This window comes from Leucobacter sp. 1207-22 (assembly GCF_052850455.1).
Genome location: NZ_VXCR01000002.1, coordinates 425,362 through 444,086, shown reverse-complemented (window position 1 = coordinate 444,086; position 18,725 = coordinate 425,362). Strand labels below are relative to the sequence as shown.

The following is an 18,725-nucleotide window of genomic DNA, read 5'->3' as shown; positions in this document are numbered from 1 at the left end:
ATCCTCGGGGCCTTTCGTATTGATCGCGTCTCGTAGCGGCTACTGCTCTTTCGAGATTGCCATGCTGTCTGCGTAGCCGGTGCACTCTCGAACCTGGGGCAGCTGCTTCGCCACAGCGGCGAGGTCCGTGACCACCGATGTGCCGCTCACCGCGTCGCCGTTGACGAAGACCTCGAGGCCAGGCTCACGACCGTACGCTTCAAAGCGGTAGAGGGGCGCTTGCGATTCGTCGATGATCCAGTCGACATCATTCACGCTGACGCACATGTCAGTCGTGGGGCCGCTCGTCTCCACCCCGCATCGCAGTTCAACTTCTGCCGGGTTGCCCCAAGCGCCAGTCGACTGGGCGTTGGTCTCACGCTTCTTGAGATCAGCGACCGTCTCTGGCAGGCGAACGATCACCTCGGCACACGCGGGGTTGTTTGCATCATCTGCTGCCTCCATCGGTGCCGGGGCTGCACAGCCACTGAGGGTGAGCGGCGCGGCAATCGCGAGAAGTCCAATGGAAGCAAGCGCGCCCGGGCGGCGGATCAGTGAATCAAACACATCCCTCACTCTAGCGAGCTGTGCTGGAGGAAACCCCGAGAGGCTACAGTTACGTGTGTGAATGCCATACAGAGCGTGACAGTCGGGGAACTCGGTGAAGCGGGAGTGCTTGAGCGTGTGCTTCGCAACCTTGCTCCTGCAACCTCGGCGCTGGTCGGCCCGGGAGACGACTGCGCAGTGATGCGTCGTGGCGGCGAGACCGTCGTCACGACGGACACGATGATCGAGGGACCTGACTTTCGTCTTGCGTGGCACAGCGGTTTTGAACTGGGATGGAAGCTCGCAGCTACGAATCTTTCCGATGTTGCTGCGATGGGCGCTGTTCCGACCGGACTTACTGTTGCGTTCGCTGTTCCGCGCGACATTCCGGTGAGCTATCTCGAAGAGGTGGCACGGGGGCTCACCGCCGCGTGCGCTGAATTAGCGCCGGGCTGTGGTGTCGTGGGAGGTGACCTTGGTCGCGCGCCGGTACTGATGGCTGCGGTGACCGCGCTCGGCGATCTAGGCTCAAGGGAGCCCGTGTTGCGCTCTGGTGCCCGCGTCGGAGATGTCGTGGCCTACGCTGGTCAGCTCGGCCTTGCCGGTCAAGGACTCGCACAGCTCTTCTCCGAGGCGACAGAGGCTGACGGCACTGCACATTCGCGAACGCTGGGGGAGCTGCGATCCGCGCACCCTGCTGCGATCACCGCGCAGTTCGCGCCTGAGCCGCCGATCGCACTCGGCCCGCTCGCAGCGGCGGCCGGGGCAAGCGCAATGATGGATGTTTCTGATGGCCTTGCGCTCGATGCATCTCGCCTTGCGACAGCAAGCGGAGTGGTATTGAGTCTCGAGCGGGACAGGCTCGAAGCCTGGTTCGGTGAGCAGGCCGGTGAGCCCGTGAACGTGTCAGCCATGCTGTTTGGTGGCGAAGATCACGGCCTGCTTGCGACGTTCCCTGCAGACTGCGTACTTCCGGACGGATTTGTGCAGATTGGCACGGTGATTGGGCAGGCCCCCGTGTTGAAGCCAACAGATGATGCTCCAGAAGGCGTGCTGCTTGATGGGGACCCGGTGTCGCCGGGCGGCTGGGATCCTTACCGGGTCGTGCTTCCAGGGGCGCACTAACGGGCGGACTCACCATCCTGGTTTGTGTGCAGTAAGCGCAGCGCGGTCCAGATTTCGGCACGAGTGTCAGGAGAGTCAATATCTCGCTGCAACAGGCTCGCCGCCGTGCGAATACGTGATCGAAGCGTATGTCGGTGCACGCCGAGCTCATCAGCAGCAGGCGAAAGCTGTCCGTTATGCGCAAGCCAGGTCTCAAGACTCACGAGAATCGTGTCTGTGTGGCGTTCATCGTGCGCCGTGATGGGAGCGAGCAGGCCCTGCGCGCGCCGCCGCGCTTCACGGCTCTTGGTGAGCAATTGCAGTACTCCGGAATGCATGGACGGCCGATACTCAACGATGCTCGGCGCACCGAGTGACTGAGCGTTCTCAAGCGCTCGATCCGCCTGGTCGATGAGTGTCGTGAGATCGTCGTGCCTGCCGCGCTCAGATACGCCAGCTGCGACCTGATTGCGGTCGAGCAGGCGGCGGATCGGTGCGAGCCGCGACGTTTCACACACGATCAGCGAACGGTGATCAAGATCGCCTGAAATCACACCGTCAATGGCGGAGTCGATAGCGGGACGCGCCGTGCCAGCGCGGTCATCGAGACTCAGCACAACGATTTGGCCGCGGGGGAGCGGCGGCAAGAGTTCAGCAGCAACCGAGGTTGCCAGCTCGATCTCTCCAGCGGTAAGAAGTCTGAGCACCGCTGATCGCACCGCCGATTCGACACGAGCAATATGGGGTGCGGATCGCTGGGCGCGGGACAGGTTGTCAGTGCGGTCCATGCTTCGTGCGTGCACTGCCGCTTCGATGAGGCGGGTCGCTGCGCGCGAGATGGCGATAAACGGAGTGTCATACGGTACGCGCACGAGCGGCAGACGGTGCTCCTCGCACGCTCTAATGAGCGTTGGTGGGATGCGATCCCAGCGCAGACCAACCGCGACGCCGAGGGCAGAAACGCCAGCGTCGACGAGCCTGGTGACATACGTCTCTGCGGTGCCGGGAGAGAGTGTGCCTGGGAACTGCACACCGGTCGTGAGGAGCACCGTACGTGGGGTGAGAAACGGCGCTGGATCGACGAGGTCACTCGGGTGAACCCATTGCACCGGACGCGCGCCGGCATCGCCGCCGCCGCCCGCAATGACGACGAGGCCGAGCTGGTAGTCATGCAGGAGATCCTCTAGTGGGATCCACGGTTGGTGGGTCAGGCTATCAGCCGAGGGGGTGTTTGCCGGATTGGCGAAAGCTGTGTTCATCAATCTCCATTATGGCACCCTGAATTATCGGAATGGAAGCATACACTGGTGACTAGTTACGTGGGAGCACCCCTGCGTGGCTTACCACTGACACATGGAGGCACTTCAAACATGTCTGACGCAACCGTCATCGGCGGCCCCTCGCTGCCCCAGGAGCGCAAGCTCGTCACCAGCATTCCTGGCCCCAAGTCGCAGGAAATCATCGCTCGCAAGAACGCTGCTGTTGCAGCGGGCGTTGGCGCGGCTCTCCCCATCTCGGTCGTAGCAGGCGGCGACGGCGTCCTCGTTGACGTCGACGGCAACTCGCTCATCGACCTCGGCTCGGGCATCGCAGTTACCGGCGTTGGTAACTCGGCACCCCGCGTCGTGAAGGCTGTTCAGGAGCAGGTTGCTCAGTTCACCCACACCTGCTTCACCGTTACCCCGTACGAGGGCTACATCGCAGTTGCTGAGAAGCTCAACGAGCTCACCCCCGGCGACCACGAGAAGCGCTCGGCGCTCTTCAACTCGGGCGCTGAGGCAGTAGAGAACGCGATCAAGATCGCTCGTCACTACACCCGTAAGAACGGCGTTGTCGTCTTCGACCACGCTTACCACGGTCGCACCAACCTCACCATGGGCATGACCGCAAAGAACATGCCTTACAAGGAAGGCTACGGCCCCTTCGCTCCCGAGCTCTACCGCGTACCGGCTTCGTACCCGTTCCGTGACGGCCTGAGCGGTGCAGAGGCTGCAGCACAGGCAATCAGCCAGATCGAGAAGCAGGTTGGCGCAAACAACCTCGCTGCGATCATCATCGAGCCCATCCAGGGCGAGGGTGGCTTCATCGCTCCCGCAGAGGGCTTCCTCCCCGCAATCCAGGAGTGGGCAACCGCAAACAAGGTTGTCTTCATCCTTGATGAGGTGCAGACCGGCTTCGCACGTACCGGCCAGATGTTCGCTGCGAACTTCGAGGGCGTTGTCCCCGACATGATCACCACCGCAAAGGGCATCGCAGGCGGCCTCCCGCTGTCGGCAGTGACCGGCCGCGCCGAGATCATGGACTCGTCGCACGCAGGCGGCCTCGGTGGCACCTACACCGGTAGCCCCGTTGCTTGTGCAGCAGCTCTCGCAACCATCGAGACCTACCTCGAGGACGATCTCCTCAGCGCAGCACAGCGCATTGAGGCGACCATCACCGAGGTCTTCTCAGAGCTCCAGAAGTCGGACGATCGCATCGGCGAGATCCGCGGCCGTGGCGCAATGATGGCTGTTGAGCTCGTTGAGTCGGGCTCGAAGAAGGCTAACTCGGCACTCACCAACAAGGTTGCACAGGTTGCAGCTGACCAGGGCGTTCTCGCGCTTACCTGCGGTACTTACGGCAACGTCATCCGCTTCCTGCCTTCGCTCACCATCTCTGACGCGCTGCTTCGCGAGGGCCTCCAGGTCGTCGTTGACGCGATCAAGGCAAACTAACTTTTTCCCAACAGGAAAGTAGGTCATTCTTATGGCTTTGAAGCCTAACGAGCAGGAACTGCTCGATCGAGTTTCTTCGGGTCTCGCAATCGGTGGCAAGTTCGAGGCATCGTCCTCGGGCGCGACCTTCGACGTGCACGACCCCGCAACCGGTGACGTCATCAAGACCATTGCTGACGCAACCGTTGATGATGCAGTACGCGCGCTTGACGCTGCAGTTGCTGCTCAGGACGCATGGGCAGCAACCTCGACCCGTGAGCGTTCGAACATCCTTCGTCGTGCATTCGACCTTCTCATGGAGCGCAAGGAAGACTTTGCACTCCTGATGTCGATGGAGATGGGCAAGCCCATCGCCGAGGCACGCGGTGAGGTCAACTACGGCGGCGAGTTCCTTCGCTGGTTCTCGGAAGAAGCAGTGCGCGTGCGCGGCGACTACCGTCCGAACCCTGAGGGCACCGGCAACATTGTTGTCTCGCACCAGCCCGTGGGCCCCTGCTACTTCATCACTCCTTGGAACTTCCCGCTCGCAATGGCTACGCGTAAGATCGCGCCGGCACTTGCAGCTGGTTGCACCGTTGTTGTGAAGCCTGCAGCGCTCACCCCGCTCACCACCATCTTCTTCGTGCAGCTGCTCGAAGAGGCTGGCGTGCCCGCAGGTGTCGTCAACGTTGTTCAGACGAGCAAGTCGAGCGCTCAGTCGAGCGCACTGCTCAGCGACAGCCGCCTCCGTAAGCTCTCGTTCACCGGCTCGACCCCGGTTGGCGTGAAGCTTCTCGAAGCAGCTGCGCAGAACGTTCTCCGTACCTCGATGGAGCTCGGCGGCAACGCTCCCTTCGTCGTGTTCGAAGACGCAGACATCGATGCAGCAGTCGAGGGCGCCATGCTCGCGAAGTTCCGCAACATCGGTCAGGCTTGCACCGCAGCTAACCGCATCATCGTGCACGAGTCGGTTGCCGACGAGTTCGCAGCGAAGATCGCAGAGCGCGTGAACAAGTTCTCGATCGGACGTGGTGCTGACGAGGGCAACGACATCGGCGCACTCGTCGACGGCAAGGCAGTGGCAAACACCGCTCGCCTCGTTGCAGACGCAGTCGACACCGGTGCAACCGTTGTTGCAGGCGGCGAGATCATCGAGGGTGCTGGCAACTTCTTCCAGCCCACCGTGATCGACAAGCTCAGCAAGCAGTCGGCAATCATGCGCGAAGAGATCTTCGGCCCGGTTCTCGGCATCATCCGCTTCTCCACCGAGGACGAAGCTGTTGAGATCGCGAACAACACCGAGTACGGCCTCGTGAGCTACGTGTTCACCGAGAACCTTGCTCGTGGTCAGCGCATGATCGAGAAGCTGCAGAGCGGCATGATGGGCCTCAACACTGGCCTCGTCTCGAACGCTGCTGCTCCCTTCGGCGGCATGAAGCAGTCGGGCGTCGGCCGTGAGGGTGGCTTCGAGGGCATCCACGAGTTCCTCGCAACGAAGTACACGCTCATCCCGCGTTAATTCTTCGCCTCGTGAACGGGCGGTCTTGCATCGAGTCATCGGTGCGGGGCCGCCCGTTTGCTGTTGGGCGCAGCGGTGGCGGGCAGGTACGGTGCTCGTGTACGGTGCTCGTGCACGGTGCTCGGGCTTGCACTGTTCGGCTGCGGTTGAGGCCAGTACCTCGAAAACGTGTGTTCCCTGCGAAACGGCCCCTTTCATGCGTCAGAAAGGGGCCGTTTCGGGAGAAAAGGTCGTTCTCGCGGGGTGAGCTCACCGAAATGGCTGCTCGCGGGGTGAGCTCACCGAAATGGCTGTTCTCGCGGGGGTAAGCCCACAGAAGTGGCTGCGCTCGCGCGAGTGAGACCAGAGAAAGAGCGTTCTCGCCGTGTGAGCCAGACATTTCGTCGTCGCGGCGGGGTTTCGACGGTGACTGCCGCGGCTATGCCTTAGTTAGCGGCTTCTGCAGCGCCTTCGATGTGCGCCGCAGTATCTTCAACGGCTTCCTCAGCACCATCAAAGGCTTCAGCATCACCTTCAACGGCCTCTGCCCACCAAATGGCAGTTTCGCCATAAGACTTCTTCTTGAACAGCACGAGACCAGCAGGCCAGGCCGGTTCGGGAGAGCGGCTCGACCGCTCCACCATGATGAGTCCCTGCTGGCGCAGGCGCGGGGCGACGGCCTTGAGGTCTGCGATGAGTTCGTTTTCGCCGAGGTCGTAGGGCGGGTCGATGAACACCACGTCCCAGAGCGGAACCTCTCGGCAACCGGCCAAGTATGTCGCTGCGGCCTGGCGATGCACGTCGATACGTGGGGCGGATCCGCGCAATGACGATTGCACCTTTGCGGCATTTCGCGCGACGATCTGCGCGGCTGGCCCGTGCTTTTCAACGAGATCCAGCTCGGTGGCACCGCGACTCACGGCCTCAAAACCCAGTGCGCCAGAACCCGCGTACAGGTCGAGTACGCTGACGCCCTCGAGCATGTTCCAGGATTCGAGGCTCGAGAAGAGCGCCTCACGCACGCGATCACTGGTGGGGCGAGTGCCCGACTTTGGGACGTCGAGGGTGAGGGAGCCAGCTGCTCCCGAGATGATTCTGGTCACCCCACCAGTGTATTTCAGTTCGTGGTCACGAACCGTTCCCGCAGTGCGCCGATGCGGGATTCGCTGAGCCCGAGTCCTTCGGTGAAGTACCCCTGCATCGACCCATACTGCTTCGTCACCTCTGCGAGCGCCGTGTCGAGGAAGCTCTCTTGCACCGACAGCAACGGAACCAACAGGTCTGCGTCAATGCCTGCGGCGGTTGCCTGTTCAATCATTGGCGCCAGGGAGGGGAGAAGATCGGTGTTCGTCTGCAGATAGTCGGCACGGACTGTGTCAGCGTCGGCACCGAGGAGTAAGAGGAGCGCCGCCGCAGCCCAACCGGTTCGGTCCTTGCCAGTGGTGCAGTGGAACAGCGCCGGCCGCTGCTCGTTTTCGTCGGAGAGAGTCTCAAAGAATGTACGGTAAGCCCAGCGTGCTGATGGCTGCGAGACGAAGTCGCTGTATGAGTGCTCAAGCATCGAGATGGCCTTGCCGGTCGCCAGCATGGCGTTGGTCGCGGCGGGATCCTTGTCGAGCATGGCCATGCTCGCCGCGAGATCGAGTGGGCTGTCTGCGAGTACATCGAGGTTGACGAGATCGATGCCTTCGGGCAGCCGGTCCGGCTGTGCGTCGCTCTCGCCGCTGGTGCGCAGATCGAACACCAGCTTGATGCCAAGATCGCGGAAGTGTTCACCATCGCAGTCTGACAGGTATGCGAGTGTCGCGGATCGGTAGATGACGCCGTCGCGGATCCGCCCTCCGGCAACTTCAAGGCCGCCAAGCGTGCGCATATTCGGCGCGGTGGGGAGTGCGATGGTGCGTGGAGAAAGCTGGCTCATAGGACATCCTTGTCTGAATTGTGCTTACCCTTGTACTGCGAGTCTAACGAACGGTCTTGATTCGGTGGTGTGCGGCATGCTGTCAATCTCCTGTCGGTTCGACCGCGTAGCCTGGGTGTATGGTTTCCGTCACGCTCGATTCCGGCATCGCAGACGTGGTTGGCGCGCGCACAGCTAAAGCACTTGAGAAGGCGTTCGCGATCCGCACAGCACGAGACCTGCTGGATCATGTACCCCGCAGGTATTCGAAGCGCGGTGAGCTCACGCCGCTGAATTCGTTGCCCATCGGCGAACAGGTCGCCGTTGTTGCGCAGGTACTCGATGTGCGTGAACGGCGCATGCAGCGTCGTAACGGGGTGCTTACCGAAGTGCGGATCACCGATGGGGTTGGCACACTCGCGCTCACCTTCTTTAACCAGAAGTGGCAGGCAGAAAAACTGAAGCCTGGTGTGCGCGGGACGTTCGCAGGCAAGGTGAACGCGTACCAAGGGCGTTTGCAGTTGCAGCATCCTGACTACCAGTTGTTCGATGACCCTGATGATGCGCCAGGTGCAGAGCTGCTTGATGAGGCGGCGGCGAAGGCGTGGTCTGAGACTCCTGTGCCGATCTATCCGGCGACGGCACAGATGCCGACCTGGACGATTCAGAGCTCCGTTGAGCTCGTGCTTGACGCGCTTGGCGCAATTGAGGATCCGCTGCCGACCGAAGTGCAACGCGCTGAGGGAATTCTGCCGCTGGGCCAAGCGTTCGAACTGATCCACCGGCCACAGCGTGACTCAGACTGGCAGCGTGCTCAGCAGAGCCTCCGGTTCCGTGAGGCGTTCGATTTGCAGCTCGCATTGCTTGCCCGACGTATGCGCATGCAGATTGCAGAGAGCCGTGCGCGCGCTGCGGTGAGCGGTGGATTGCTCGACACCTTTGATGACGCACTGCCGTTTACACTCACCGGTGATCAGCTTGCCGTGGGCCAGGTGATCCGCTCAGAGATGGATTCTGAACGTCCGATGCACCGCCTGCTCCAGGGCGAGGTTGGTTCAGGTAAGACGCTCGTGGCTTTGCGCGCAATGCTGCAGGTCGCCGAAGATGGTGGGCAGAGCGCGATGCTCGCCCCGACGGAAGTGCTTGCGGGTCAGCATTTCCGTTCGATTGTTGAAGCGCTCGGGCCAAACTTGACGGCACAGCTCAACCCGGTATTGCTTACCGGAAAAATGCCAGCTGCAGAGCGCAAGCGCGCGTTGCTTTCGCTTGCTTCTGGCACGGCGCGGATCGCCGTCGGCACGCACGCGCTCCTGAGCGACACGGTGTCGTTCTACGATCTGGGGCTCATCGTTGTTGACGAGCAGCACCGCTTCGGTGTGGAGCAGCGCGAGACCCTGCGACAGAAGGGCGCGCAGCCGCACGTGCTTGCGATGACGGCGACGCCGATTCCACGCACGATCGCGCTCACCGCGTTTGGAGACCTCGAGACGTTGACGATCCGAGAGCTGCCGCCTGGCCGACAGGGCATCGAAACGTTCGTGGTGCCCGAGCTTGAGATGCCGCGACGGGCGGCGCGGGTGTGGGCTCGATCCGCGGAGGACATTGCTGCCGGTCGTCAAGTGTATGTCGTGTGTCCCGCGATCGAACCAGGCGGCAAAGCTGAAGACCCAGACGCGGCCTCGCCCGATGATGCAGAAGACGGGAAAGCCGCAAAACCCATGGCGAACGTCATGGAGACGATTGCTTGGCTGCGGTCCATGCCGCAGTTTGCTGGGATGCAGATTGACGCGCTCACTGGCGCGATGCCAAGTGATGAGAAAGACCGCGTGATGGGGGAGTTCGCCAGTGGACGCACCCACATTCTTGTCGCAACCACCGTCATCGAAGTCGGCGTCAATGTGCCGAACGCTTCGATCATGATCGTGCGGGACGCGGATCGCTTTGGCGTCTCGCAGCTGCACCAGCTGCGAGGCCGCGTTGGGCGTGGTGAGCATCCCGGCCTGTGCCTGCTTATGACCGCTGCTGAGCAGGGCACGAAGGCCCGCGAACGCATTGAAGCGGTTGCGGCCACGAGCGATGGGTTCGTGCTCGCAGAAATCGACCTCGAACTGCGACGAGAGGGTGACATCCTCGGCACTGTGCAGTCTGGCAACGGGTCAACGCTGAAGCTTTTGCGCGTGACGAAGGACGGCGACATCATCGCTCACGCGCGTGATGTGGCAGAAGCCTTGCTCACCGCAGACCCTACGCTGTCTGCACACCCGATTCTTGCCGCGAGACTCGCGCAGTACGGCGAGAGCGGCAGACTTGAGAACCTCGCAAAGTCGTGATCGGCGCTGACAGTGGCATGAACGAACGCTGACTGATACCTGGGTGCTAGTCGACTTCGGCACCCAGGTACGACAGGGAGAACCCCGCAGGGGGATCCGCGCACCTACCGTTCGAAAATACCGTTGACCTTACGCACACCAGCGAAAGGACAACCGATGATCGAGGCACGAGGCCTAACCAAGCGATACGGCAGCAAGACCGCACTCGAAGACGTGAGCTTCGATATTCGCCCAGGCCAGGTGACCGGCTTCCTCGGCCCGAACGGTGCAGGGAAGTCGACATCCATGCGTCTCATGCTCGGCCTCGACCGGCCAAGCGCGGGCACCGTCACGATTGCGCGCAAGAACTTCACGCATTCACCAGCACCGCTCGCAGAGGTGGGAGCGCTCCTCGACGCAAAGGGTGTGCACCCGGGTCGATCCGCACGCAGTCACCTGCGCGCGCTCGCCGCAACGCACGGAATCTCTGGCACTCGAGTCGACGCAGTGCTCGAGCAAGCGGGACTCACCGCGGTCGCGAACAAACGAGTGGGTGGTTTCTCGCTCGGTATGGGACAGCGCCTCGGTATTGCGGCTGCCCTCCTGGGGGACCCGCACACCGTCATTCTCGATGAGCCGGTGAACGGACTCGACCCGGATGGCGTGCTGTGGGTGCGACACCTCCTCAGGCAGCTCGCCGCAGAGGGGCGAACGGTCCTGCTGTCGAGTCACCTCATGAGTGAGATGGCGCAGACCGCCGATCACGTGATCGTGCTCGGTAAGGGCAAGGTCATTGCAGATTCCCCAATGAGTGACCTCGTCGCCTCGGCAGACGGCGGCCTCGTCACGGTCTGTAGCCCAGATGCCTCACGACTCGCAGCAGTGATCCTCGACCGGCACCCATCACACGGGGTACCGAAGATCGAGTCTCTTGGCGCGGATCGCTTCAGCGTCTCAGGCGTCAGCGCAGCCGAGATCGGTGGCCTTGCGGCGGCAGCGGCGATTGAGCTGCACGAACTCACGCCGGTCGCCTCGTCCCTCGAAGACGCGTACCTCGCGCTTACCCGCGACTCACTCGAATACACCACCGCGTAACACCGGAAACGAAAGCAGCATCGCAGTCATGAATACGACAACGCACACCGCTCCGGTGTCATCCCGCCAGGTATCGCGCCCAGTAGGTATTCCCGCAAAGGGACTCACGCGCGCACCCAAGCTCAGCTTTGGGGGAGTGCTCCGCGCAGAGTGGATCAAGCTCAGCTCCCTGCGGAGCGTCCGCATCATCGTCCTCCTTGCTGTCGTCGGTGGTATCGCGCTCAACTCGCTCGTATCAATCGCTGCGAGCTTCGACTACGGGACCGGAGGGTACTTCGGATCGGACGCCGCAAGCCTCCAGGGATACCTGCTCATGGTCTCCACCTTCTCGGCACCCTTCATGGCGCTCATCTTCGGCGCACTCGGGGTATTCGCCATCGGGTCAGAGTACTCCAGCGGCATGATCCTCTCGACGCTCATCGCCGTGCCAAGTCGCACACCAGTGTTCGTCGCCAAGGGGATCGTTGCCGCAGCACTCTCGTTCGTGATGGGTCTCATCCTCACGGTCGTCTCCCTTGCCGTTGCCGTGCTTGCAATCCCCGACGCAGGGGCACACCTCTTCACCGCGCCAGTACTCACTGGCGCACTGGGTGCCGTCCTCTTCCTCACGCTCATCACCGCATTCGCCTACGGTGTTGCGGCGCTGCTTCGCTCGACCGCAGGTGGCATCGTCGTCGTACTCGGCATCATGTTCGTGCTCCCCATTGCCATGATGATCATGGTGCAGTTCATTCACTGGGACTGGCTCCCAACTGTCATGGGCTACCTGCCTGACCAGCTCGGCAGCACCCTGACCAGCGGCGTACAAGACGTCACCGAGAACCCCGAAGCCTTCGGATACGGGAAAGCGCTCGCCTGCATGATCGGATGGGTCGCCGCAGTCACCATTCCTGCCGCAATCACGTTCAATGCCCGTGACGCACGATGAGACAACTCACTAAGGTGAGAATGTGACCACACCACCCCAGCCGTACACCTCGCTCAGCACCGTCGAGGTCCAGCTGCCGCGCCCGCCAGGAATCATCCGGCGGGCGCTCGCCGCACACCCAGTAGCCGTCGACATCTTCATCGTTGTCTGGTTCATCATCGGCTGCCTCATGGGCATCGGACTCGACTGGGCTTCAGCAAGCTTCGTCAACGACCCCATCACCGGCGAACTCACCGACCTCCAACCAATCCCCGGGTATCTCGCCTGGCCATGGTGGCCCTTCGCAATCCTCCGCATCGGCGTCATCTCCGCAGCACTCATGCTGCGCCGCAAGTACCCACTCATCGCGCTCGCCGCAGGTGTCATCGCGAGCTTTGGCGATCATGGAATCCAGTCACTCGCGACGGGCATCGCCCTAGTCTTCCTGCTGTACGCGGTGCCGGTGCATCGCAGCGCCCGAGCGGGATGGGTCGGGTACGGCATCGTGATGCTCGGAACGATCATTCAGTATTGGGTGACCCCCGTGCCTGGTGCAGCGTCTGGGTCGCTCGCAGTAGCTATTGGCCCGAGCCACAAGAGCCTCGGAGAATTCATCACCCTCGTGCTGCTCACTGGTGCCTGGATGCTCGCTGTCTTGCTTGCCGGAATTAACATTGGCAACCGACGCCGCTACGTCGAAGCGGTCGTCGATCGTGCGCACCAGCTCGCTCGCGAGCGGGAACAGCTCGCACAGCTCGCCGTCGCTGAGGAACGCTCGCGCATCGCCCGTGAAATGCATGACATTGTGGCGCACTCGGTGTCGGTCATGATCGCACTCTCAGAGGGGGCCTCGCGCGCGGTCGAAGCCTCACCAGAGGCCGCTGCGAACGCGATGCAACGCAGCGCTGAAACGGGACGCACCGCGCTCGCTGAGATGCGTAGGCTGCTTGGTGCAATCACACCAGACGGGAACCAGGCTGATCTTGCGCCGATGCCAGGACTCAGCGATTTGCCTGGGCTGATCCGCGACTTCACAGATGCGGGGCTACGCATCAGACTCTCGACCGAAGGATCTGAGAGCGGCGACCGAGGCCAGGGGCTCGCGATCTACCGTATCGTGCAAGAATCGCTCACCAACGTGCTGCGATACGCAGGCACCGGTGCTCAGGTCGATGTGCGGATCGAGCACGGCCAGAGCCGCACCACCGTCACGGTGCGAGATCTTGGCGCAGTCGGCACGCAGCCGCCCGTCACTGGACTCGGCTCTGGGCGTGGTCTCGAAGGCCTGCGAGAGCGTACGCGCATGTTCGGCGGAACCCTTGACGCTGGTCGGGCACCTGATGGCCGGGGCTGGCTCGTGCGTGCAGAAATTCCGGCTGACTCTGGCGCAAAGACCACAGGCGTAAGCGCCTAACATGCATACTGGGCACAACGGCCGCACGCTGTGCATGATCGTGAATACTTGGAAGGTGACCCCGTGACCGAAAACTCCATCAACGTTCTGTTGGTCGACGATCAAGAGTTGATCCGCACCGGTTTCAGCTTGGTACTCATGGCCGAGGCAGGAATCTCCGTCGTCGGCGAGGCATCTGACGGTCGCGATGCGCTTGCAGCCCTCGCTCGGTTGAGTGGTGAGGGGCGAGCGTGCGACGTCGTCCTCATGGACGTACGCATGCCCGGAATGAACGGAATTGAAGCGACCGAGCGGATCGTGCAGGAGTTCCCTGACACGCGCGTACTCGTGCTCACCACGTTCGACCTCGACGAATACGCCATTGGCGCTATTCATGCGGGTGCAAGCGGATTCCTGCTGAAAGACGCTCGCCCGACCGAGCTCGTTGACGCGATCCGTCGCGTGGCATCTGGTGATGCAGCGATGGCGCCGGCGGTTACTCGTCGCATGCTCGAACAGATGCAGAGCGGGGGCGGTGGCGCGCTTCTGAGTGACAACGGGGCCGCCGCACCCGACAGCGCAGCGCTTGAGGTACTCACTGACCGGGAACGCGATGTGCTTGCGCTCATCTCAACGGGTAAGAACAACGCAGAAATTGGTGCCGACCTGTTTCTCTCGGAGTCGACCGTGAAGACGCACGTTGGGCGGATCCTCGCAAAACTCGAGCTTCGCGACCGTGTGCAAGCGGTGATTTTCGCGCGAGATCACGGCCTGTAATCAGCACGGGTGATGCACGGCGTCATATGCTCTTAGGTATGAACAAGATTGCAGTGGTACCCGGATCGTTCGATCCGATCACTCTCGGCCACCTCGACGTGATCCGTCGGAGTGCCGAACTGTTCGATGAGGTGCACGTCCTTGTCGTACATAACCCGAGCAAGGCAGCGATGCTGCCAATCGCTGAACGAGTGAACCTCATCAAGAAGTCGCTTGTTGAAACTCCTGGCATGCCAGACAACATCATCGTCGCTTCATGGTCGGTTGGGCTGCTCGTCGATTACTGCACCGAGGTTGGCGCATCTGTGCTCGTCAAGGGCATCCGTTCGCAGATTGATGTCGCATACGAAACCCCGATGGTGCTGATGAACCGCAGCCTCGCGGGCGTCGAGACGATCTTCATGCTGCCCGATCCTGGGCACGCGCATGTTTCGAGCACACTGGTGCGTCAGGTAGCTGAGCTTGGCGGCGACGTCAGCGGCTATGTGCCTGCGCCGGTATCGCGGTTCCTTGAGAAGGCGAGGCTTGCATAATGCCGCAGAAGAACCCATACCTTATTGAGGTACGCGACCTGATGGGCCGCCCGGGCGAGATGCGTGAGCGTGAGCTCAGCATCATTGCACCCGAAACTTTCGGTGAAGCGCTTGCACAGGTGCGCGAGGGTACCGAGGTGCACATTGACCTCAAACTTGAGTCGGTGCACGAAGGTGTACTCGTGACCGCTGACGTCGATACGACGATGGATGCAGAGTGCGGACGCTGCCTAGAGACGTTCGCCACGCCGTTTCATGTCGAAATCCAGGAGCTTTTCGCGTATACTCCCAGTGAGGCCGAAGAGAGCTTGGTTCAAGGAGATCATGTAGATCTCGAACCGACGCTTCGAGACGCGGTAGTGCTTGCACTGCCGTTTCAGCCTGTGTGTCGCCCCGACTGCCCGGGACTCGATCCCGAGTCTGGTGAGTTGCGCGATGTAGAGGCTGAAGGATCGCACGGCGGGATCGTAGATCCGCGCTGGGCAGCTCTGGCCGGTTTCGCAGAAACCGTGACTGAGCCCGTCGAAGCTGCAGAATCAAATGGTTCGGGTTTACCTGAATCTGACTAAGGAAAAGAGAACATCATGGCTGTTCCCAAGCGGAAGATGTCGCGCTCTAACACCCGCCACCGCCGTTCGGCGTGGAAGGCTGTTGCGCCCAAGCTGGTAAAGACCGTTGAGAATGGCCGTACCGTGTACAGCCTGCCCCACCGCGCACGCGTAGTTGAGGACGCACAGGGCAACGCTCTGTTCCTCGAGTACAAGGGCCGCAAGGTCGCAGACGCCTAAGTCTCACGTGAACGGGAACGAACATTCGGTCCCGGGGAACGCGAAGACTGCGTCTCACGCAGAAGGTGTGAAGCCGTCGGACTCCTCTCAGAGTGAGTTCGGCGGCTTTCTCCGTCCATTTGGCGTTGACGTAGACCCCGGGCTGCTAGAACTTGCACTGACACATCGTTCATGGGCGTTTGAGCACAATCACGCTCCGCACAATGAGCGACTTGAATTCCTCGGTGATTCCATTCTTGGGCAAGCGGTGACAGTGAAGCTGTACAACGACTACCCCAACCTGCCAGAAGGCGAGTTGGCGAAGCGTCGGTCGGCTCTGGTGTCAACGGTTGCACTCGCTGAGATTGCGCGCGGTTTGAGCCTTGGCGAGTCGCTTCGCCTGGGTAAGGGCGAGGCGAAGAGTGGCGGCCGAGACAAGGACTCGATCCTTGCTGACACGGTAGAGGCCGTGATCGGCGCGGTTTTCCTCTCGACAACACCTGCGATTGCGAACACGTTCGTACTTGACCTTGTTGCGCCGCTCTTTGCAGACCGCAAGCGTTTCACCAAGACGCTTGATCCGAAGACTGTGCTGCAGCAGGAAGCCGCGAAGCGCGGTGAACTGCATCCCACCTACGAAACGATGGGCGCCGGTCCCGATCATGACCGCCGCTTTGTTTCGCGCGTGATCGTCGGGAATGTCCGCGGTCGCGGTGAGGGCACCAGCAAGAAGACAGCCGAGCTCGCTGCTGCCCGCGATGCGGTCGAGCAGCTGCAGGCGCGAGCGGCACAGCGAAAGCGCCGCTAGTTGCCTGAACTTCCCGAGGTTGAGGTCGTCCGCGCCGGGCTTGCGCCCGCCGTGGACGGCGCTCGCGTCGTCGGTGTTGAAGTGCTCGATGGGCGTGCGCTCAAGCGCCACGTGCCCATCGTTGGGGATGACGGACGCGGCGGGCACGGAGTGACGCTCACTTCAGAGGCCGCTGCGATCCGCGCCGCCGACTTTGAGCGCAGGCTCACCGGCGTCGTGCTCGGTGCCCCCGCACGACGCGGAAAGTTCATGTGGATCCCGGTCGTGAGCGCCGGTGAGGCAACCCACCTCGCGCTGCTTGCGCACCTCGGAATGAGTGGGCAGATGCTGCTGCGTGCGCACGAGGCGGCCGATGATCGGCACGTGCGGATCCGCATCTGGATCGACAACCCCGAGCATGGTGAGCTGCGACTTGATTTCGCGGATCAGCGCCTCTTCGGGTCGCTCGCCCTTGACGAGCTCGTCGCAACTGACGATGGCGCTCCTGGTGGTTTTGTTGGGAACGGTCTGCTGCGCGGGGCAGGGGAAGCGAGCGCAGGTGGAGCGGGCGTTGCGCCGGCACTCATCCCTGCGCAGGCATCGCACATTGCGCGTGATCCGCTTGACCCCGAGTTTAACGATGCCCGATGGGCTGAACGTTTACGGTCGCGCGGTACGGGTGTGAAGGCGCTGCTGCTCGATCAGTCGCTGGTGAGCGGAATCGGCAACATCTACGCTGATGAGGCGCTGTGGCGTGCGCGCCTGCACCCCGAAACTCCTGGGCGTGCGGTTGGCCCGCGCAAGGTACGTGAGTTGCTCGGGCACGTGCGCGAGGTGCTCGGTCAGGCGCTGAGCGAAGGTGGCACGAGTTTTGACGAGCAGTACGTCAACGTGAATGGGCAGGCCGGGTACTTTGCGCACTCGCTGAACGCTTACGGGCGTGGGGGAGAAGCGTGCCCGCGGTGCGGGGCCGAGATCTCTCGGATCCCGTTCGGTGGACGGTCAAGTCACTTCTGCCCGAAGTGCCAGCGCCAGCGATGAGTCGAGGCGCGAGAGCCTACCCATGATCGCGGGTGAATCGATCCGCGTGCGTGGATATCAGTTGATAACGGCCTAAGACGCGAGCGGTGTCCAGTCGAGGGTCCATAGCTCGTTTACCGTAATGCCAGCCATGCGGCAAAAGAACTCGAGATGGGCGTCTTCCGGGTCTTCGATTTCTTCGAAGACGGACTCGGCAGGCACCGGCACCCCTTCGTCTTCTGCAACTTCATACTGCGAAAAGACTCGTAGCCGGGGACTGTCGCCGTCAATTCTGACCACATAGGTATCGGCGACGCCTGAGAGCAGCACAGTCGTTGTGCCGGACGTGGAGACGAAAGACGTGTCGAGAATCTGCATAGTGGGATCGACAAGCAACGTGTGGGGCCCACATGCAGCCGAGGACGCACCATGCATCGAACTGGTGCTGGCCTCATCAAACGAGATTGCAGCGTGCGATGATTCGCCAAGCATTGACGGGGTTGTGTGCGGCAAGAATGCCAGTGCGAAGTTGAACGACATAGTGATGTCATTGTATTTGGCACATCGGACATGAACGGAGCACCTGGCAAACGTTGCTCGCTTTGCCAGGCAGAGCACAGTTTCGGCCGCCATCGGACACGAGCTCTGTTGAGCGTCAGAAAGAGCTGTCGTAGGCGTATTTGCGCACTCGATGAACGCGTACGGGCGCGGGGAGATGCGTGCCCGCGGTGCGGGTCCAAGGTCTCTCGGGTTCCGTTCGGTGGACGGTCAAGTTGCTTTTGTTCGAAGTGCCAGCGCCAGCGCTCAGGGAATGAGCTATCGACGGGGGTTCGTCGGAATGAGTCTTGCCAGCACGTGGCTGATGGCTGCTGCAGGAATAAGCAGAATTGATCCGCGAATGTAATCGCGAATCTGTAAGGGAGTGCCTGTCTGTCGAAGTTCTCTGCGTGCTGCAATGGCACCGGGAAGCATGACCGGCACTGCTGTGGCGACTCCGGCTGTGTAGCCTCGCCGTGCAGCTGAGGCCACAAGGTGGGTATACACATGCCCTTCGAGTCCGGCCAAGACGGCGCGATACAGTCGTGAACGCCCCTCGGATTTTCGTCCGAGGAAGCAGGCAGTCGCGACGAAGGCGCCCATGGTTCCAACTGCTGTCCATGACTGGCGACTGTTGATGCGCAGGCTCTCGATCCCAGTGACGTGAGCCAACTCGTCGCTCGTTGACGGAAATGCCAACGCCTCCTCGACGTCATGCAGCGCCCAAGTGGCAAACAAAAGCGCAGGTCCGCGAAGCTTCATGTCTTGATTCTAGGGTGACACGGTGGCTCCGTTTGGGGTTGTGCACTCAAGCGTCCGTGTAGCCGTCATCTTCGGCTTTGGCGTACGCCGGGAAGCTTCGATTTGCATAAAAATATGT

20 protein-coding genes are annotated in these 18,725 nt (G+C 61.8%); 14 read left to right on the top strand and 6 right to left on the bottom strand.

Features of this window, described 5'->3' with window-relative positions; genetic code table 11:
- Positions 1-39: 39 nt before the first annotated feature.
- Entirely contained in the window at positions 40-546 is a 507-nt protein-coding gene (locus FW756_RS05275) for a DUF3515 family protein (protein ID WP_446429110.1), read from the bottom strand.
- Positions 547-612: 66 nt separating this feature from the next.
- On the opposite strand from FW756_RS05275, the gene thiL reads away from it, so the two are divergent.
- Positions 613-1,650 carry a thiamine-phosphate kinase gene (gene thiL / locus FW756_RS05270; protein ID WP_446429217.1) on the top strand — a complete coding sequence of 346 codons (1,038 nt, stop codon included), beginning with the start codon at positions 613-615 and terminating at the stop codon, positions 1,648-1,650.
- Here the strand turns inward: thiL and FW756_RS05265 are convergent.
- Complete coding sequence (locus FW756_RS05265; RefSeq protein ID WP_446429109.1) at positions 1,647-2,888, bottom strand: PucR family transcriptional regulator; 1,242 nt, start codon at positions 2,886-2,888, stop codon at positions 1,647-1,649. The genes thiL and FW756_RS05265 overlap by 4 nt on opposite strands.
- Before the next feature lie 111 nt (positions 2,889-2,999).
- Here FW756_RS05265 and gabT point away from each other — a divergent pair, with 111 nt between their 5' ends.
- Together gabT and FW756_RS05255 are read left to right on the top strand one after the other, a co-directional pair.
- Positions 3,000-4,343, top strand: a complete 1,344-nt coding sequence (gene gabT, locus FW756_RS05260; RefSeq protein ID WP_446429108.1) for a 4-aminobutyrate--2-oxoglutarate transaminase — start codon at positions 3,000-3,002, stop codon at positions 4,341-4,343.
- A 31-nt stretch (positions 4,344-4,374) separates the two neighbouring features.
- On the top strand, positions 4,375-5,841 hold the full coding sequence (locus tag FW756_RS05255) for an NAD-dependent succinate-semialdehyde dehydrogenase (protein ID WP_446429107.1): 1,467 nt from the start codon (positions 4,375-4,377) through the stop codon (positions 5,839-5,841).
- Positions 5,842-6,266: 425 nt separating this feature from the next.
- Here FW756_RS05255 and rsmD read toward each other — a convergent pair whose 3' ends face one another.
- Together rsmD and FW756_RS05245 are read right to left on the bottom strand one after the other, a co-directional pair.
- Positions 6,267-6,923: a 16S rRNA (guanine(966)-N(2))-methyltransferase RsmD gene (gene rsmD, locus FW756_RS05250; RefSeq protein WP_446429106.1), complete on the bottom strand. Its 657-nt coding sequence runs from the start codon at positions 6,921-6,923 to the stop codon at positions 6,267-6,269.
- Between the two features lie 14 nt (positions 6,924-6,937).
- On the bottom strand, positions 6,938-7,741 hold the full coding sequence (locus FW756_RS05245) for a tyrosine-protein phosphatase (RefSeq protein ID WP_446429105.1): 804 nt from the start codon (positions 7,739-7,741) through the stop codon (positions 6,938-6,940).
- 119 nt (positions 7,742-7,860) lie between these two features.
- Here FW756_RS05245 and FW756_RS05240 point away from each other — a divergent pair, with 119 nt between their 5' ends.
- From FW756_RS05240 to FW756_RS05195, 10 genes are all read left to right on the top strand, one after another.
- Complete coding sequence (locus FW756_RS05240; protein ID WP_446429104.1) at positions 7,861-10,050, top strand: ATP-dependent DNA helicase RecG; 2,190 nt, start codon at positions 7,861-7,863, stop codon at positions 10,048-10,050.
- 156 nt (positions 10,051-10,206) lie between these two features.
- Positions 10,207-11,124 carry an ABC transporter ATP-binding protein gene (locus FW756_RS05235; protein ID WP_446429103.1) on the top strand — a complete coding sequence of 306 codons (918 nt, stop codon included), beginning with the start codon at positions 10,207-10,209 and terminating at the stop codon, positions 11,122-11,124.
- A 28-nt stretch (positions 11,125-11,152) separates the two neighbouring features.
- Complete coding sequence (locus FW756_RS05230; RefSeq protein WP_446429102.1) at positions 11,153-12,052, top strand: ABC transporter permease; 900 nt, start codon at positions 11,153-11,155, stop codon at positions 12,050-12,052.
- Between the two features lie 22 nt (positions 12,053-12,074).
- Positions 12,075-13,445: a sensor histidine kinase gene (locus FW756_RS05225; protein ID WP_446429101.1), complete on the top strand. Its 1,371-nt coding sequence runs from the start codon at positions 12,075-12,077 to the stop codon at positions 13,443-13,445.
- A gap of 63 nt (positions 13,446-13,508) precedes the next feature.
- A complete protein-coding gene (locus tag FW756_RS05220) occupies positions 13,509-14,201 on the top strand; it encodes a response regulator (protein ID WP_446429100.1) in 693 nt (230 codons plus the stop codon).
- A 38-nt stretch (positions 14,202-14,239) separates the two neighbouring features.
- Positions 14,240-14,734, top strand: coding sequence for a pantetheine-phosphate adenylyltransferase (gene coaD / locus FW756_RS05215; RefSeq protein ID WP_446429099.1), 495 nt, complete (start codon positions 14,240-14,242; stop codon positions 14,732-14,734).
- Entirely contained in the window at positions 14,734-15,303 is a 570-nt protein-coding gene (locus FW756_RS05210; RefSeq protein ID WP_446429098.1) for a YceD family protein, read from the top strand. The genes coaD and FW756_RS05210 overlap by 1 nt, the downstream gene beginning before the upstream one ends.
- A 15-nt stretch (positions 15,304-15,318) precedes the next feature.
- Complete coding sequence (rpmF, locus tag FW756_RS05205) at positions 15,319-15,522, top strand: 50S ribosomal protein L32 (protein WP_188034009.1); 204 nt, start codon at positions 15,319-15,321, stop codon at positions 15,520-15,522.
- A 67-nt stretch (positions 15,523-15,589) separates the two neighbouring features.
- Entirely contained in the window at positions 15,590-16,309 is a 720-nt protein-coding gene (gene rnc / locus FW756_RS05200; RefSeq protein WP_446429097.1) for a ribonuclease III, read from the top strand.
- Entirely contained in the window at positions 16,310-17,329 is a 1,020-nt protein-coding gene (locus FW756_RS05195) for an Fpg/Nei family DNA glycosylase (protein WP_446429096.1), read from the top strand.
- 72 nt (positions 17,330-17,401) lie between these two features.
- On the opposite strand, the gene FW756_RS05190 is transcribed toward FW756_RS05195, so the two are convergent.
- Positions 17,402-17,848: a hypothetical protein gene (locus FW756_RS05190; RefSeq protein WP_446429095.1), complete on the bottom strand. Its 447-nt coding sequence runs from the start codon at positions 17,846-17,848 to the stop codon at positions 17,402-17,404.
- 30 nt (positions 17,849-17,878) lie between these two features.
- On the opposite strand from FW756_RS05190, the gene FW756_RS05185 reads away from it, so the two are divergent.
- Complete coding sequence (locus FW756_RS05185; protein WP_446429094.1) at positions 17,879-18,199, top strand: zinc finger domain-containing protein; 321 nt, start codon at positions 17,879-17,881, stop codon at positions 18,197-18,199.
- On the opposite strand, the gene FW756_RS05180 is transcribed toward FW756_RS05185, so the two are convergent.
- Positions 18,125-18,607 carry an HXXEE domain-containing protein gene (locus FW756_RS05180; protein ID WP_446429093.1) on the bottom strand — a complete coding sequence of 161 codons (483 nt, stop codon included), beginning with the start codon at positions 18,605-18,607 and terminating at the stop codon, positions 18,125-18,127. The two genes, FW756_RS05185 and FW756_RS05180, sit on opposite strands and share 75 nt — an antisense overlap.
- Positions 18,608-18,725 lie beyond the last annotated feature (118 nt).

Excerpts from the sequence above, each read along its gene's own strand:
- FW756_RS05245 (WP_446429105.1), bottom strand. The coding sequence starts at position 7,741 with ATGAGCCAGCTTTCTCCACGCACCATCGCACTCCCCACCGCGCCGAAT.
- coaD (WP_446429099.1), top strand. The coding sequence starts at position 14,240 with ATGAACAAGATTGCAGTGGTACCCGGATCGTTCGATCCGATCACTCTC.
- FW756_RS05210 (WP_446429098.1), top strand. The coding sequence starts at position 14,734 with ATGCCGCAGAAGAACCCATACCTTATTGAGGTACGCGACCTGATGGGC.
- gabT (WP_446429108.1), top strand. The coding sequence starts at position 3,000 with ATGTCTGACGCAACCGTCATCGGCGGCCCCTCGCTGCCCCAGGAGCGC.
- FW756_RS05235 (WP_446429103.1), top strand. The coding sequence starts at position 10,207 with ATGATCGAGGCACGAGGCCTAACCAAGCGATACGGCAGCAAGACCGCA.
- FW756_RS05240 (WP_446429104.1), top strand. The coding sequence starts at position 7,861 with ATGGTTTCCGTCACGCTCGATTCCGGCATCGCAGACGTGGTTGGCGCG.
- rpmF (WP_188034009.1), top strand. The coding sequence starts at position 15,319 with ATGGCTGTTCCCAAGCGGAAGATGTCGCGCTCTAACACCCGCCACCGC.
- FW756_RS05190 (WP_446429095.1), bottom strand. The coding sequence starts at position 17,848 with ATGTCGTTCAACTTCGCACTGGCATTCTTGCCGCACACAACCCCGTCA.
- FW756_RS05265 (WP_446429109.1), bottom strand. The coding sequence starts at position 2,888 with ATGAACACAGCTTTCGCCAATCCGGCAAACACCCCCTCGGCTGATAGC.
- FW756_RS05255 (WP_446429107.1), top strand. The coding sequence starts at position 4,375 with ATGGCTTTGAAGCCTAACGAGCAGGAACTGCTCGATCGAGTTTCTTCG.
- FW756_RS05230 (WP_446429102.1), top strand. The coding sequence starts at position 11,153 with ATGAATACGACAACGCACACCGCTCCGGTGTCATCCCGCCAGGTATCG.
- FW756_RS05185 (WP_446429094.1), top strand. The coding sequence starts at position 17,879 with ATGAACGGAGCACCTGGCAAACGTTGCTCGCTTTGCCAGGCAGAGCAC.
- FW756_RS05180 (WP_446429093.1), bottom strand. The coding sequence starts at position 18,607 with ATGAAGCTTCGCGGACCTGCGCTTTTGTTTGCCACTTGGGCGCTGCAT.